This is a genomic window from Planobispora longispora (genome assembly GCF_016863135.1).
In the GTDB taxonomy this organism is placed as follows: Bacteria; Actinomycetota; Actinomycetes; order Streptosporangiales; family Streptosporangiaceae; genus Planobispora; species Planobispora longispora.
The window spans coordinates 85,873-100,818 of sequence record NZ_BOOH01000019.1; the positions used below are offsets into that span (position 1 = coordinate 85,873).

Annotated in this window: 14 protein-coding genes; 9 read left to right on the forward strand and 5 right to left on the reverse strand. The window is 71.9% G+C overall.

What is annotated here, in order from left to right:
• Positions 1–211 precede the first annotated feature (211 nt).
• The 5 genes from coaA (at position 212) to Plo01_RS11395 (ending at position 4,798) form a co-directional block, all read left to right on the forward strand.
• Positions 212–1,144: a type I pantothenate kinase gene (gene coaA, locus Plo01_RS11375; RefSeq protein ID WP_203890514.1), complete on the forward strand. Its 933-nt coding sequence runs from the start codon at positions 212–214 to the stop codon at positions 1,142–1,144.
• Positions 1,145–1,355: 211 nt separating this feature from the next.
• Positions 1,356–2,261: an ABC transporter ATP-binding protein gene (locus Plo01_RS11380; RefSeq protein ID WP_203890515.1), complete on the forward strand. Its 906-nt coding sequence runs from the start codon at positions 1,356–1,358 to the stop codon at positions 2,259–2,261.
• On the forward strand, positions 2,254–3,168 hold the full coding sequence (locus Plo01_RS11385; protein WP_203890516.1) for an ABC transporter permease: 915 nt from the start codon (positions 2,254–2,256) through the stop codon (positions 3,166–3,168). The genes Plo01_RS11380 and Plo01_RS11385 overlap by 8 nt, the downstream gene beginning before the upstream one ends.
• Positions 3,165–4,079 carry an ABC transporter ATP-binding protein gene (locus tag Plo01_RS11390; protein ID WP_203890517.1) on the forward strand — a complete coding sequence of 305 codons (915 nt, stop codon included), beginning with the start codon at positions 3,165–3,167 and terminating at the stop codon, positions 4,077–4,079. The genes Plo01_RS11385 and Plo01_RS11390 overlap by 4 nt, the downstream gene beginning before the upstream one ends.
• A 2-nt stretch (positions 4,080–4,081) precedes the next feature.
• Complete coding sequence (locus Plo01_RS11395) at positions 4,082–4,798, forward strand: ABC transporter permease (protein ID WP_203890518.1); 717 nt, start codon at positions 4,082–4,084, stop codon at positions 4,796–4,798.
• A 104-nt stretch (positions 4,799–4,902) separates the two neighbouring features.
• Here the strand turns inward: Plo01_RS11395 and Plo01_RS11400 are convergent, their stop codons facing one another.
• Positions 4,903–5,421 carry a hypothetical protein gene (locus Plo01_RS11400; RefSeq protein ID WP_203890519.1) on the reverse strand — a complete coding sequence of 173 codons (519 nt, stop codon included), beginning with the start codon at positions 5,419–5,421 and terminating at the stop codon, positions 4,903–4,905.
• Between the two features lie 178 nt (positions 5,422–5,599).
• On the opposite strand from Plo01_RS11400, the gene Plo01_RS11405 reads away from it, so the two are divergent.
• Positions 5,600–6,376, forward strand: a complete 777-nt coding sequence (locus Plo01_RS11405; RefSeq protein WP_203890520.1) for a helix-turn-helix transcriptional regulator — start codon at positions 5,600–5,602, stop codon at positions 6,374–6,376.
• Here the strand turns inward: Plo01_RS11405 and Plo01_RS11410 are convergent.
• The 4 genes from Plo01_RS11410 to rplM form a co-directional block, all read right to left on the reverse strand.
• Positions 6,355–7,305 (reverse strand): alpha/beta hydrolase family protein, encoded by a 951-nt coding sequence (locus Plo01_RS11410; protein WP_203890521.1) that lies wholly within the window; start codon positions 7,303–7,305, stop codon positions 6,355–6,357. The genes Plo01_RS11405 and Plo01_RS11410 overlap by 22 nt on opposite strands.
• A gap of 292 nt (positions 7,306–7,597) precedes the next feature.
• Positions 7,598–8,965, reverse strand: coding sequence for a phosphoglucosamine mutase (glmM, locus tag Plo01_RS11415; protein ID WP_203890522.1), 1,368 nt, complete (start codon positions 8,963–8,965; stop codon positions 7,598–7,600).
• Between the two features lies 1 nt (position 8,966).
• A complete protein-coding gene (gene rpsI, locus Plo01_RS11420; RefSeq protein ID WP_068921193.1) occupies positions 8,967–9,488 on the reverse strand; it encodes a 30S ribosomal protein S9 in 522 nt (173 codons plus the stop codon).
• Between the two features lie 70 nt (positions 9,489–9,558).
• Complete coding sequence (rplM, locus tag Plo01_RS11425; protein WP_203890523.1) at positions 9,559–10,002, reverse strand: 50S ribosomal protein L13; 444 nt, start codon at positions 10,000–10,002, stop codon at positions 9,559–9,561.
• A 513-nt stretch (positions 10,003–10,515) separates the two neighbouring features.
• Between rplM and Plo01_RS11430 the strand changes: the two genes are divergently transcribed.
• From Plo01_RS11430 to Plo01_RS11440, 3 genes are all read left to right on the forward strand, one after another.
• A complete protein-coding gene (locus tag Plo01_RS11430) occupies positions 10,516–11,277 on the forward strand; it encodes a CAP domain-containing protein (protein ID WP_203890524.1) in 762 nt (253 codons plus the stop codon).
• Positions 11,278–11,312: 35 nt separating this feature from the next.
• Entirely contained in the window at positions 11,313–12,341 is a 1,029-nt protein-coding gene (locus Plo01_RS11435) for a hypothetical protein (RefSeq protein WP_203890525.1), read from the forward strand.
• A 139-nt stretch (positions 12,342–12,480) separates the two neighbouring features.
• Positions 12,481–14,907, forward strand: coding sequence for a hypothetical protein (locus Plo01_RS11440; protein ID WP_203890526.1), 2,427 nt, complete (start codon positions 12,481–12,483; stop codon positions 14,905–14,907).
• Positions 14,908–14,946 lie beyond the last annotated feature (39 nt).

Below are 14,946 nucleotides of genomic sequence, written 5' to 3' on the forward strand. Positions count from 1 at the left end.
TCACGCTACGTTAATTCGTCATCACCTATCCGCTATATGGCATATATCGCCAATTAATGCCCCTGGGGTCACGTCACTCTCCGGGCGCTCCACGGCCCGGGACCCCCGTTCCGGACGGACTCGCAGGTGAGGCCGGGCGGGACGGCGACGCGGAGGGTCCCGGGGAACCCAGAGCCGATGCACCGGTGACCGGTCAGTAGGCTTGCGGGCTATGGCCAACGGGTGGGACACGACGCCGTACGTCGAGCTGAGCAGGGCTCAGTGGAGCGAACTGCGCAAGAACACGCCGCTCACGCTCACCGAGGAGGAGCTGGAGGAGCTGCGCGGCGTCGACGACCCGATCGACCTGACCGAGGTCACCGACGTCTACCTGCCGCTGACCCGCCTGCTCAACCTGCACTTCACCGGGTCCCGGCAGCGCAACGCCGCCCTCAACACCTTCCTGGGCACCGGCCGGGAGCCCGCGCCGTACATCCTGGGCATCGCCGGGAGCGTCGCGGTCGGCAAGTCCACCACCGCCCGGCTCCTGCACACGCTGCTGGCCCGCTGGCCCGAGCACCCCCGGGTGGAGCTGATCACCACCGACAGCTTCCTCTACCCGAACAAGGTCCTCTCCGAGCGGGACATCATGCACCGCAAGGGCTTCCCGGAGAGCTACGACCGGCGGGCCCTGGTCAGGTTCGTGGCCGACGTCAAGGCGGGGGTCCCGGAGGTCGGCGCCCCGGTCTACAGCCACCTGGAGTACGACATCGTGCCCGGCGCCGCGCAGACGGTGCGCCACCCCGACATCCTCATCGTCGAGGGCCTCAACGTCCTGCAGCCCGCCCCGCCGGCCGCGCTGGCGGTCAACGACTACTTCGACTTCTCGATCTACGTGGACGCCAGGACCGAGCACGTCCGCGAGTGGTACGTGGACCGCTTCCACAAGCTCCGCCGTACCGCCTTCGAGGATCCCAAGTCCTACTTCCGGCGCCTGACCGAGCTGTCGGAGGAGGAGGCCACCGCCTTCGCCAAGGACGTCTGGCGCGACATCAACGAGCGCAACCTGGTGGACAACATCGCCCCCACCCGGGGCCGCGCGGATCTCGTGCTGCACAAGGGGTCCGACCACTCCATCCGGAAGGTACGGCTGCGCCGAGGCTGACGGCCGGGACCGGGTGCGCCGGGACCGGAGTCGGGATCGGGATCGGGATCGGGTGCGTCGAGGGCGGGGCCGGGCGCGCCGCGGGCGGGCGGCCCGGGGCCGGTCGGGGATGACCCCGGGGCGGGTCGGGGATTCCCCTCCCCCGCGGATGAGGGACGGGTCATTCCAATGGCCGAGGCGCTCGCCGGGCCCAGACGGATAACCTCCGCTCATGACTATCCTCGCCACCGACGAGCTCAGCAGGAGCTTCCCCCGGGTGACGGCGCTCGATCGGCTGACCATCTCCGTCGGCCCGGGCGTGACCGGGCTGGTCGGTGCCAACGGCGCGGGCAAGTCCACGCTGATCAAGATCCTGCTGGGCCTGCTGGAGCCGTCCGGCGGGAACGCGCAGGTGCTCGGCATGGACGTGCGGACCCGCGGCGCCGAGATCCGCCGGGTCGTGGGTTACATGCCCGAGCACGACTGCCTCCCGCCCGACCTGTCCGCCACCGAGTTCACCGTGCACATGGCCCGCATGTCGGGCCTGCCGCGCACCGCCGCCCGTGAGCGCGCCGCCGACGTGCTGCGGCACGTGGGGCTCTACGAGGAGCGCTACCGCGTCATGGGCGGTTACTCCACCGGCATGAAGCAGCGGGTCAAGCTGGCCCAGGCGCTCGTGCACGACCCGCAGGCGGTCTTCCTCGACGAGCCCACCAACGGCCTCGACCCGCAGGGCCGCGACGAGATGCTCGCCCTGATCCGCCGGATCGGCGCGGAGTTCGGCATCAGCGTGCTCGTCACCTCGCACCTCCTCGGCGAGCTGGAGCGGATCTGCGACCACGTCGTCGTGATCGACGGGGGCAGGCTGCTGCGCTCCTCGGCCATCGCCGAGTTCACCCAGGCCACCGAGACCGTCACCGTCGAGGTCGAGGAGGGGCAGGAGGCGCTGGCCTCCCGCCTGGCCGAGCGGGGCGAGTCCGTCACGGCCGACGGCCGGACGCTCCTGGTCCGGGTGCGCGCCCCGGAGACCTACGACGCGCTCCGCGACGCCGTCGCCGACCTCGACCTCTGCCTGATCCGCCTCGAACAGGGCCGCCGGCGCATCGAGGACGTCTTCAAGGAGCCCGCCGATGTCTGAGAGCCTTCCCGCACCCCCGTCCTCCGCCCCGGCTTCTGCACCGGCGGGCGTCATCCACGACATCGGATACCGCCACTACGACGGGCCGCGCCTGAGCCGCGGCCACGCCACCCTGGCCCTGACCGTGCACAGCCTGCGCGGGGTCTTCGGGCTGGGCCGCACGGTGCGCGCGAAGATCATCCCCTTCGCCCTCTTCGGGATCATGATGCTCCCGGCCGTGGTCTCCATCGCGATGATGGCGATGCTCAAGGAGAGGGGGATGGCCTACAGCCAGTACACGGTCATCATGCAGGCCATTCCGGCGATCTTCCTGGCCTCGCAGTCGCCGTACACCGTGGCCCCCGACCTGCGCTTCCGCGTGCTGCCGCTCTACCTGTCGCGGCCGGTGACCATCCGGGACTACGTGTCGGCCAAGCTCGCGGCGATGACGGCCGCGCTGTTCCTGCTGCTGGCCGTGCCGCTGACCGTGCTGTTCGTCGGCGAGCTGGTCGTGGACATGCCCGGCCCCGCGCAGACCTCCGAGTACCTGGCGAGCCTGGCCGGGGCCGCCGGCCACGCGGTGCTGCTGGCCGCGCTCGGGGTGGCGATCGCCTCCTTCACCCCCCGGCGCGGCCTGGGCGTCGCCGCGGTCATCGCGTTCTACCTCCTCTCCTCGGGCGTCTCGGGAGCCCTCGTCGGGATGATGGAGTCGGTCGGCGACGACGCCGCCGCCGCCTGGGCCTGGCTGATCAGCCCGTTCTTCGTGGTGGACGCGGCCATCCACGTCGGCGTCTTCGGCCTGGACCCCGCCGCCGACTCCTACCCCGGGGGATTCGGCGTGGCCGCCGCGATCCTGATCATGCTCGGGTTGATCGCGCTGTCCGTGACCGCCCTGATCCTGCGCTACCGGAAGGCCGCCTCACGATGAACATCGAACTGGCCCAGGTCTCCCGCTGGTACGGGAACGTGGTGGCCGTCAACGACGTCACCATGACCATCGGCCCCGGCGTCACCGGGCTGCTCGGCCCCAACGGCGCGGGCAAGTCCACACTGCTGCACATGATGGCCGGTTTCCTCGCGCCCTCCGGCGGGACCGTGACCCTCGACGGCACCCGGATCTGGCAGAACCACGAGATCTACCGCTCGATCGGCCTGGTCCCCGAGCGCGAGGCCGTCTACGGCTTCCTCACCGGCTGGCAGTTCGTGCTCTCCAGCGCGCGACTGCACCGCCTGCCCGACCCGGAGGGCGCCGCCCGCAAGGCGCTGGCCACGGTCGAGATGGAGGACGCCGCGAGCCGCCGGATCGAGACCTACTCCAAGGGCATGCGCCAGCGGATGAAGGTCGCCGCGGCCCTCGTGCACGAGCCCCAGGTGCTCCTGCTGGACGAGCCGTTCAACGGCATGGACCCGCGCCAGCGCATGCACATGATGGACCTGATCCGGACCATGGGCACCGCGGGCAAGACGATCCTGTTCAGCTCGCACATCCTGGAGGAGGTGGAACGGGTCGCCCAGCACATCGAGGTCCTGGTCGCGGGCCGGCACGCCGCCTCCGGCGACTTCCGCGAGATCCGCCGCCGGATGACCGACCGGCCCCACCTGTTCCGGGTGCGCTCCAGCGACGACCGCCGCCTGGCCTCGGCCCTGATCGCCGACGCCTCCTCCGGGACGGTCTCCCTCACCGAGGCGGGACTGGAGGTGCGGGCGGTCGACTTCCGGCGCTTCACCTGGTTGCTGCCCCGCGTGGCCCGGGACGCGGGCGTGCGGATCTGGCAGGTCTCCCCCGCCGACGAGGACCTGGAGAGCGTCTTCTCCTACCTGATCAACAGGAGCGGCTGATCATGAACGGTGTCATCGCCGGAATCTCCTACCGGTCGCTGCTCGGCCGGCGGCGGGTCTGGCTCCTCGTCCTGCTGCCGGTGGTGCTCCTCGCCCTCGCCGTCCTGCTCCGCGTGATCGGCGCCGACGGCGAGCGGGCGACGGTCACGCTCCTGCAGACCTTCGCCATCGGCACCATGCTGCCGCTGCTCGGCGTGATCGCCGGGACCGGGGTGATCGCTCCCGAGATCGACGACGGGACGGTCATCCACCTGCTGTCCAAGCCGATCTCCCGCCCGGTGGTCGCGCAGACCAAGTTCCTGGTCGCGGCCTCGGTCGTGGCCGCCTTCGCGGCCGTGCCCACCTTCGCCGCGGCCTACCTGCTCGTCGGCCTCGAATCGGGGGTGGCCTCCGGCTTCGCCCTGGCCGCCCTCGTCGGCGGCGTGGCGTACGCGGCGGTGTTCATGCTGCTGGGCGTGGTCACCCGGCACGCGGTCACGATCGGCATCATCTACGCGGTGATCTGGGAGGGCGTGGTCGGCAACTTCGTCCCCGGCGCCCGCCGCTACTCCGTCCAGCAGTGGGCCCAGACGGTCGCCGACCAGGTGTCGTCCTCGGTCTTCCTGACCACCGACATCGGGATCGGTTTCGCCGTGTCCGCCCTGGTGATCGTCGTCGTCGGCGCCGTCTTCTGGGCCGGACGCCGGCTGCGGAGCTTCTCCCTCACCGGTGACGAGTGACCCGCGTGTCATAGCGGGACGAGAGGCCGTGCTGAAGAACTGAGGGGCCGTCCGGTCATCGCACCGGACGGCCCCTCATGCGTCACACGGGGAAGCCCCCCGGGTCACGCGGGGAAGTCCTTCGGGTTGACGCCGCTGGTGCTGGCGTTGCCGCCGGGGACGGCGTTCAGGGTCAGCGTCCAGACCGACCAGGCGGTGGAGGTCGAGACGAACTTCAGCTTGTCGTTGAACCGCTGGTAGGAGGCGGCGCTGGCGAAACGGCCCTTGGAGACGCTGAACCGGTAACCGGTGGTGAAGTAGATCCGGTAGGTGCCGCCCCTGACGGTCTTGATGCTCGCGGTCGACCGGGCGCGGACGTAGATGCTGATCGCTTTCTTCTTGCCGCGGACGAGGGTGACGACCCCGTCCTTCCTGGTCCCGTTCTTGATCTTGAGGACGCCCCGCCCGCCGCTGATGCCGGCGTAGAGGATCTTGCCGTTCTTGGGACGGGCCGCGGTCTCGGCCGAGGAGACTGCGGACTCCTGGGTCGAGGGCGCGGTGGCAGCCGAGGCCGGCGCCGCCGCATAACCGGAGAGAAGAGCAGCGGCGAGCGCAAATCCCGCTATAGGCCGTAAAGAGATCATTTCGCAATGATCTCGGATTGATCTTCGACCCGTCAACGTGATAGGAAGCTCAATTCCCTACTCAACCGGCAAGGCCGATGTCGCCTTCCCGGGGCTTCTGCCGTACGGCTCCCGCCCCCACCGGGGGAGATCGGGGGCGGCCCTGGTCCGATCGGCCCGGGTGGCCTACGTTCGAGCGATGAAGGGCCCTTACCAGGTCTACTTCGAACGCGCCCGGGTGCCGATCGTCGCGGTGGACGGGCTGGGCCGGATCAGGGAGAGCAATCCGGCCTTCCACGCGGCGCTCGGCCGCGACGGCGCCGCGCTGCTCGGGCGCCCGGCGGAGGAGTTGCTCGCCCCCGGTGAGCGGGAGGCCCAGTGGCCCCACTGGCGCCTGCTCGCGACCGGGCGGCTGGACGCCTACCGGACGTGGATGCGGCTGCTGCGGGGGGACGGTACCGTCATCGTCGCCCGGGTCAGCGCCTCGGTCGAGCCGCGCCGCAACGGGCTGCCGTGGCGGGCGGTGGCGGTGCTGGAGGAGGTCGCCCCGGAGGCCCCGGCGCTGAGTCTGCTCCAGCGCGAGGTGCTGCGCCTGGTGGCGGCCGGGGCGTCCAACCGGGAGATCGCCCGGCGGCTCTACGTCACCCGCCAGGCCGTGGACTACCACCTGGCGCGGCTGCGCGCCAAGCTCGGCGCCGGCAGCCGGTCCGCGCTGGTGGGCCGGGCCTTCGTGCTCGGGGTGTTCGTCCACGACGTGTGGCCCCCGACGTTCTGCCCGGCCCGGACCGGCGGCCGGACCGGCGAGCGGTCCGGCGACCGATCCGGGCCGGGCGGGTCAGACGATCCGGGCAGGTCAGACGGGTCAGACGGGTCAGACGGACCGCGCGGGTCGCGCGGGCCGGACGGGTCAGACGGACCGGACGGGTCAGACGGACCGCGCGGGCCGGGCGGGCCCTATTCGACGCCGAGGAACTGAACGGCCGGATCCGTCCGGGCCGCGGCGCCCCAGACCGCGTCGTACTGGCCGCCGTCGTCGGCCAGGTAGTACAGCAGCCAGGACGTCGTCACCCGCTTGGTGATCGACTGCTGTACGGCGCGGCTGATCGACCCGCTGTCGCAGCCGAAGCCGCCGGAGTCGGTGAACCCGCAGTGGAAGCCGCCGACGATCGTGCGCAGCTGCTTGGGGGCGAGCTTGGCCTCGTAGATCGGGATCTGGTGCCCGGACGGCCCCGCCACCGTGTCCCTGGACCCCGCCACCAGCTGCATCGGAACCCGCGTGGTGGCCGCGGCGGCTCGGGCCGAGGGGTTGGTCTCGGCCGCGGCCAGGTTGGTGACGGTCCGCACGCCCGGGTTGCGCGCGGCGGCGAGAACGCTGGCCCCACCGCCCATGGAGTGGCCGGACAGGGCGAGCCGGTCGGTGCGGACATGGGCGCCGAAGCGGGAACCGGGCGCGGTGTCCTGCTGGACCATCCAGGTGAGGGCCGCGTTGAGGTCGTCCGCGAAGGCGCTGTGGCTGGGGAAGAGGCCCCCCTGGGAGGCCGGCATGATCGTGATCATCCCCCAGGAGGCCCAGTGCCTGCCGAGCGAGGCGTACTTGCCGATGCTCTGGAAGAAGCCGTGGCCGAACGAGACGACGGGGAAGCGCCCGGCGGCGACGGCCGTGTTGTTCCCCGCCGACACGGCCGGATAGTAGACCCGGGCCGAGAACGACCTGCCGGACGCCGAGACGTTGACGTCGGAGTACCCCACCGCCTGCGGGCCGGGAGCGGAGAGGTCCAGGGCGGTTCCGGCGGGGGTTCCCGCGGGGGTCCCGACGGGGGCGGAGGGGGCGGCGTGCGCCGGGACCGCGGTGAGCAGGAGCAGGGCCACGCCGGCGAGGCAGACCCTGGACAACCAAGCGCGCATAACGCTTCACCAGACTTTCTGCGGGGGGATGTCACACCGATTTTGGAAACGCCGGTTCCCTCACGGCAACAACCTCACGCAGAAGACTGGGCGAATGCCAAAACACCCCCGCTGCGGCGCCCCCGGAAAGCGACCGGCCCCGGCTCCCTGAGGGAGCCGGGGCCGGAATGCGATCAGACACGGACCTCGCGGCCGGGACGGACCTCGCAACGTCAGACCCAGAGCTCGCGGACGAGACGACCCTCGTAACGGTCAGCCCCAGACCTCCCAGCCGGGACCGACCCCGCAACGGTCAGACGCAGACCTCGCGGACGACGCCGGCCAGGCGCTCGGCCAGCGCCTGGGCCTGCTCGGCGGAGGCCGCCTCGACCATCACGCGGATCATCGGCTCGGTCCCGCTCGGCCGGAGCAGCACCCGGCCGGTCTCGCCCAGCTCGCTCTCGGCCGCCTCGACGGCCGCGACCAGCTCGGGCACCGACGCCTTGGCGCGATCCACGCCCTTGACGTTGATGAGGACCTGCGGGAGCCGGGTCATGACCGACGCGAGCTCCGCCAGCGGCTTGCCCGCGCGGGCCACCGCGGCCAGCAGGTGGAGCGAGGTCAGCAGGCCGTCCCCGGTGGTGGCGTGATCGAGCATGATCACATGCCCGGACTGCTCGCCGCCGAAGGTGTAGCCCCCCTCGCGCATGGCCTCCAGGACGTAGCGGTCGCCCACGGCGGTCTCGAGCACGTCGATCCCGGCCTCCCGGAGCGCGAGCTTGAAGCCCAGGTTCGACATGACCGTGGCGACCACGGTGTCGCGCGCCAGCTTCCCCTCGGCGCGCAGGGCCAGGGCCAGCACCGCCATGATCTGGTCGCCGTCGATCACCTCGCCGTTGTGCGCGACCGCCAGGCAGCGGTCGGCGTCGCCGTCGTAGGCGATCCCGACGTCCGCCCCGCGGGAGACCACGATCTGCTGGAGCTTGTCCAGATGCGTGGAGCCGACACCGGCGTTGATGTTGAGGCCGTCGGGGCGGGCCCCGATGGTCTCGACCTTGGCTCCGGCCCGCGTCAGCGCCTCGGGGGCGACCGTGTGGGCCGCGCCGTGTGCGCAGTCGATGACCACGCTCAGGCCGTCGAGCCGCCCGGGCAGGGTGGACAGCACGTGGGAGACGTAACGATCGGCCTCGCCGTACGCCTCGCGCACCCGGCCGACGGACGCGCCGGTCGGCCGGTCCCACTTCTCGCCGAGCCGCTGCTCGATCTCGTTCTCGACCGCGTCGGGCAGCTTGAAGCCGCCGCGCGTGAGGAACTTGATCCCGTTGTCCGGGGCGGGGTTGTGGGAGGCGGAGATCATCACGCCCATGTCGGCTCCGAGAGCCGTCGTCAGGTAAGCGACCGCCGGGGTGGGCAGCACGCCGAGCCGGAGGACGTCCATGCCGGACGACGCAAGGCCGGCGACCACCGCGGCCTCCAGGAATTCTCCTGAAGCCCGGGGGTCCCGGCCTACGACGGCGATCGGGCGGCTGTGCGAGGCACTGGGCCGCCCGTCGCTGGCACGGAACGCTCCGGCATCGCCGAGGACATGAGCCGCGGCCACGGACAGGTCCATGGCGAGCTCGGCCGTGAGGTCGCGACCAGCGACCCCACGGACCCCGTCGGTGCCGAAGAGGCGCCCCAACTTAACGCTTGCTGTACTGCGGGGCCTTACGGGCCTTCTTGAGGCCGTACTTCTTGCGCTCGGTGGCGCGGGCGTCACGGGTCAGGAAGCCGGCCTTCTTCAGCGGCGGGCGGTTGACCTCGACGTCCAGGACGGCCAGCGCGCGGGACAGGCCCATGCGCAGGGCGCCGGCCTGGCCGGTGACGCCGCCGCCGTCGATGCGGGCGATGACGTCGAACTGGTCCTCGGCGCCGAGCGTCACGAAGGGCTCGTTGACGATCTGCTGGTGGACCTTGTTCGGGAAGTAGACGTCAAGCGGACGGCCGTTGATCGTCCACTTGCCGGTGCCCGGCACGATGCGCACGCGGGCGACGGCCTCCTTGCGGCGGCCGGTGCCGTACGAGTTGCCCAGGGTGATGGGCTTGCGGACGGCGGCCTCGCCGCCGACCGCGGACTCGCTGGTGTACTCGGAGGGGAACTCCTCCGCGTTGTAGTCGTCCAGCTCGCCCTCAATGGGCGTCTCGACACCGGTGGGCTCAGCCACGGTTCTCCTCAAACTTTCCTACTCGGCGTCGGCCATCGGCCAACGCTGCTGGCGACAGCAGCTCGTGCGACTACTGGGCGATCTGGGTGATCTCGAAGGGCACCGGCTGCTGCGCCTGGTGCGGGTGCTCGGAACCGGCGTAGACCTTGAGCTTCTTGATCATCTTCCGGCCGAGAGCGTTCTTCGGCAGCATGCCCTTCACGGCCTTCTCGATGGCGCGGTCGGGACGCTTGTCCATGAGCTCGGCGTAGGTCACGGAGCGCAGACCGCCGGGGTAACCCGAGTGGCGGTAAGCCTTCTTCTGCTCGAGCTTGTTGCCGGTCAGCGCGACCTTGTCGGCGTTGATGACGACGACGAAGTCGCCGGTGTCGACGTGGTTGGCGAAGATCGGCTTGTGCTTACCGCGAAGCAGCGTCGCGACGTGGCTTGCCAGCCGGCCGAGCACGATGTCAGTGGCGTCGATGACATACCACTGACGCTCGACTTCAGCAGGCTTGGGTGTGTACGTGCGCACGGTCGTATGCCTTCTTTGTTCGCGTCTTCGGGACTGCCGGGAACGGCAGCCGCTTGGTCGGTAGGTGCGGGCACACGACAGCCCGGACCTCCCGTCTCCCGAGATGAAGGAGATGACGCCGGACGCGCCGCGCATCGGTCTCAAGCGATGGAGACCAATTCGCACACAACGAAGTAGCAGGATACAGGCCGGAAAGAGGAGGGGTCAAAAAGATCTGGCCCTCCGGGCCCGCACCACAGAAGAGTTTACCCGCCGCGGGAGATGTCCCGGCCGGATCGGGAGCCGTTCAGAGGTGGAGCCGTCAGACGCGGAGCCGGCCGGATCGGCGGCGGGAGTCCTGCCGGGGACCCGCCGGATCGGCGGCGGAGGTCCCGCCGGCCTCGGGAACGACCCCGCCTGCGACGACGGAGATCCGCTGGCCGCTACCACATTCGAGGCTCCACCGAACGGTTACAACTCATTCTCGACATTCTCTTCTTCAACTATCTCAACATCCCTATCTTTGTTAGCGGTATGTGGCAGTCCCCTTACCCCAGGCATACCCAGCGGGCCCGGCTGCGCCGCGTGGGGGCCTTCGCGTGCCTGACGGCGGTCCTGCTGGTCGGGTTCGTCCTCGGCAGGAGCAGCCGCGAGCCGGAGACGGTCGAGCAGGTCTACCTGAACGACGCTCCCGGCACCCCCTCGCCCACCGTGGTCCGGGGGGCGGGCCGGGCCGTGGAGCGGCGAGCCCCCCTCGGCCGGGTCGCCCGGCGCGCGGAGGTCTCCCCGACCCCGCAGCCGTCCTCCACCCCACGCCTGTCGAGCAAGCCGAGGGACATGATCAACGGCTCTTTCGGCGACGGCGACTCCCGCTCCCCCCTCCGCGGACAGGACGGCACCGGCACCACCCGGGCGCTGGTCACGCTGGAGAACGAGGTCGTCCAGCTGACCAACGCGGCCCGCAGGAAGGCCGGCTGCGCCCCGCTGCGGGTCGACTCCCGGCTGCTCAGGGCGGCGCGCGCCCACTCCGCCGAGATGGCGGCGAGCGGCGACTTCTCCCACACCTCCCCCGACGGATCGTCCCCCTGGACGCGCATGGAGAACGCCGGCTACAGCGACGGCGGCGCGGAGAACATCGGCCGCGGCGCCGGCTCCGCCGATGAGGCGATGCGGACCTGGATGTCCAACCCCGGCCACCGCGGGAACATCCTCAACTGCGCGCTCAGGGCCATCGGCGTCGGGGTCGTCGAAGGTCCGGGCGGCCCGTGGTGGACGCAGGATTTCGGATATTCGTGACCGGATCCGTCCCGATACCCGGCTACGCTCACCCCATGGGTTCTCCCGGTGATTCGCCGCGCCGCCAGCCGTACGGACGTCCCGGCGCGCCGCAGCCGTACGGCCGTCCCGACGTGCCGCGGTCACCGTCCGCGCCGGAGAACGGGGGTGAGAACTGGTTCGCCCCCACACCGCACGGTCAGGCCTCCCCGTCGCCCGACACGGCTCCCCCGCCGCGCGGCCAGACCTCTCCTCCGCCGGACCGGACCGTCCCGTCCGGGACCCCGGAGCAGCCGACGGCGCCGCGGAAGCGGGCGGAACGGCCTCGCCGGGAGATGTGGAGCCCCTACGACGAGGGCCCCCGTTCCCGTCGGCCGATCATCATCGCGTCCGCCGGACTCGCCGTGCTGATCGCCGGCGGCGTCGGGCTGGCCATGCTCGCCAGGTCCGACGACGGCGTCCAGCCCGTGGCGACGGACTCCGCGTCCCCGTCGAAGGACACCGCCGTGCCCCCCGCCGCGCCCGGCGACGAGTTCGGCTTCGCAGCCTCCCGCGCCACCGATCCGCACGCGCTGACGGAGAAGGAGCTCTTCGGGAAGACGAAGGTGCGGGTCAAGGGCCAGACCTACACGATGACCGTCTCGCGCAACGACAAGAAGTGCAAGAACGCCGTGGTGGGCCCCAAGCTGCAGAAGGCCCTCGCCACGGGCAAGTGCAACCAGCTCGTCCGCGCCAGTTTCCGCGACCCGTCCGGGAAGATCATCGGCACCGTGGGCGTGGCCAACCTGGGCACCTCCGCCTCGGCGTCGCGGGTCGTGAAGGCGGTCAGCGGCAAGAAGCTGGAGGACTACCTCAAGGTGCTGCCCGGCAAGGACAAGGTCACCAAGTTCCTGGGCACGGGCGAGGCGTTCGCGGGCGGATGGCGGCACGGGCACTACGCCGTCCTCGTCTGGTTCCAGTACAAGGACGGGCACGCGCCGAGCAAGAAGGAGGCGAAGCAGCTCAACGCCGCCGCGTTCGGCGTGGCCGACGCGACCGTCACCCCCGCGCTCGAGTCGCGTTCGCTGACCGGCAGACGCCCCTGACGGGGACCGGCGAGAGGCCCCGGCGGGAATTCCGGTGGAAGATTTTTTCCATCGTTTTTCGCGGTAGAACCGGCAAGGGGCGCGGTTGGGAACACTCATACCCGCGTGGCGATCTCCAGCTGTCGCTACGCTGCCGAGTATGCGTGGCCAGGAATCCGGGTCCGAACACGAGCACGACGCCGGTGATTCGGCCGTACCGGCGACGCCGCCGCCGAGTTTCGGCCGGCCTTCGCCGCACGTGCCGCGGACCGATCACACAGGTGAAGAGCAGCCTCACACCCCTCCGGGGTGGCCGGAGCCGATCTCTCCCACGCCCCCGGCCGAGCAGCCGTGGACGGTTCCCGACGACGGAGGGGCGCCCTACGACTGGCTGGCCGACACCGGGAGCGGCCTGCCCGGTCCCGATGCCCCGAGCACCTCGCCGACCGGTCCCGACATCCTGAGCGCCTCGCCGACCGGTCCCGACGCCCTGAGCGCCTCACCGACCGGTCCGGACGCTCCGCTGACCGCCTCCGACGCCTCTCCGGCCGGTCCGAACACCCCGGACGCCTCGCCGTCCGGGTTCACCTCCTCGATGGCCGCCCCCGACGGGCCGCCGTCCGATCCCGCCGCACCGCCGCCCGCAGGCCCCACGGGCTCCCCGGGCTCCCCGGGCTCCACGGATCCTGTTCAGTCTCCCGCCTTCCCGCCGGAGCATCCCTGGGTGAGCCGTCCGATCAGCGGTGAGGCCGCGGCGCCTCCGGCCCCCGTACGGCTGGACAACCCGCCGCTCCCCGGCGCGCCCGTTTCGCCGGAGGCCTCCGCCTGGCAGCCGCCTCCCGCCTTCACCGCCGCCGCGGCGGGCATGCACGTGTGGCCGTCCCCGACCTCCGGGGCCTCGGACAACCCGCCGTGGCCCGCCGCCACGGGTGAGCCGGTCGGTGAGTCGGCATGGCCCGAGCCCGATGAGTCGGCCCGCCCCGGCGAGCCCGGCGACGTCGCCGTCTGGCCCCCGCACCTGGCAGCCCAGGGGAACACTGGGGAAGAGGAGGAGGGAGAGGACACCGTCAAGGTCCGTCTCCCCGCACCCGCCGTACCGGAGGGACAGGCTCCCGCGCCTGAGGGGCGGATCGCCGAACCTGAGTGGCAGACCGGCACGCCGGCCGCGCAGCCTCCCGCGCCCCCCGCGTCAGCCGCGCAGTTCGCCCAACCGAGCAGCCAGCCACCCGCACCGGCCGCGCGACCTCCCGCGTCGACCGGCCGGCCGCCCGTCCCTTCTGCCCAGCCGTCCGCACCGGCTGCGCAGTTCCCCCAGCCGAGCAGCCAGCCACCCGCATCAGCTGCGCAGTTCCCCCAGCCGAGCAGCCAGCCGCCCGCACCGGCCGCGCAACCTCCCGCGTCGACGGCTCAGTTCCCCGATCCGGCCGCACCCCCGGCCGGATGGTCCTCCGCTCCGCCCCCGGCGGCCTTCCCCGCCGACATCCTGTCCCAGGGGCCCGCGCGGCCCGCGGATCCGGGCGTGCCCCCGCCGTCCCTCGGGCCGGTCCCCGGCTCGTTCCTGGCCGACCAGCCGACCCCGCCGGGCGGCATCCCGGTGGTCTCGCCCCCGGTTCCGGCTCCGCCGGGCCTCCCGGGCGACCGGTCACCGGTCCCGCGGCCCCCCGCTCCCCCGACGGGTCACCTCCCGGTCCCGCAGCCTCCCGCCCCGCCGGTGGGAGATCGCCCGCCGGCGTCCTTCCCTCCGGGAGCGCCCGGAGGCCGGCCGCCGGTCTCCGGACCCGGCGGCCCAGCGCCGGACCGCACCTCGCTCATGCCCGCTCCGGCCGCCGCGCCCGGTCCTCCGGGTGCCCCCGGCGTCCGCCCGGTCAGGGGCAAGGGCGCGACCGTCCTGGCCGCGGCGGCCGTGGCGATCGTGGTGGGCGGCATCGGCACCGGCGTCTTCCTCGCCTACCGTTCGTCGGACTCCGGGAAGACCCCCGACGCCGCCACGAGCGCCCCCATCACCGGCGCCCCCTCCGAGGAGCCCGCGAGCTCGCCTTCCGAGCCGTCCCCGGCCAACACCACGATGCTCAACTCCGAGCTGACCGACCCGGGCAAGATGACCCTGTCCGACGCCTTCAGCAAGAAGGTCACCGTCGGCGGGACCACCTTCACCCGGGTCAAGACCCACCTGACCCAAGACTGCGACAAGGCCGCGGCGGGCGCGTTCGCCACCGCGCTGCGCAAGGAGGAGTGCCGCCGCGTGCTGCGGGCCACCTATGTGGACAGCACCAAGAAGTACGCCGTGACCACGGGCGTCGCGGTGCTGCCCACCCGGGAGTCGGCCGTGGCCGCCGACCAGGCCAAGAACCTGGAGCGCAACCTGTGGTTCCGCGGCCTGCCCGGCACCCCCGGCAGCGGGGCCGAGCGCGTGCACATCGCGGGCGGCTACGCGGCGGGGCTGGTGTGGGGCCGCTACATCGTGTTCAGCTACGCGACCTTCGCCGACGGGCACACCCCGACCGCGAAGGAGAAGGGTCTCGGCAAGGTCAGCGGCGCCTTCCGCGACCAGACCGCCAAGGTCGTCGAACGCCGCGTCACCGGTTAGCCGTACCGGCGGCTGACCGGGGAACGTGCCGTATCGTCG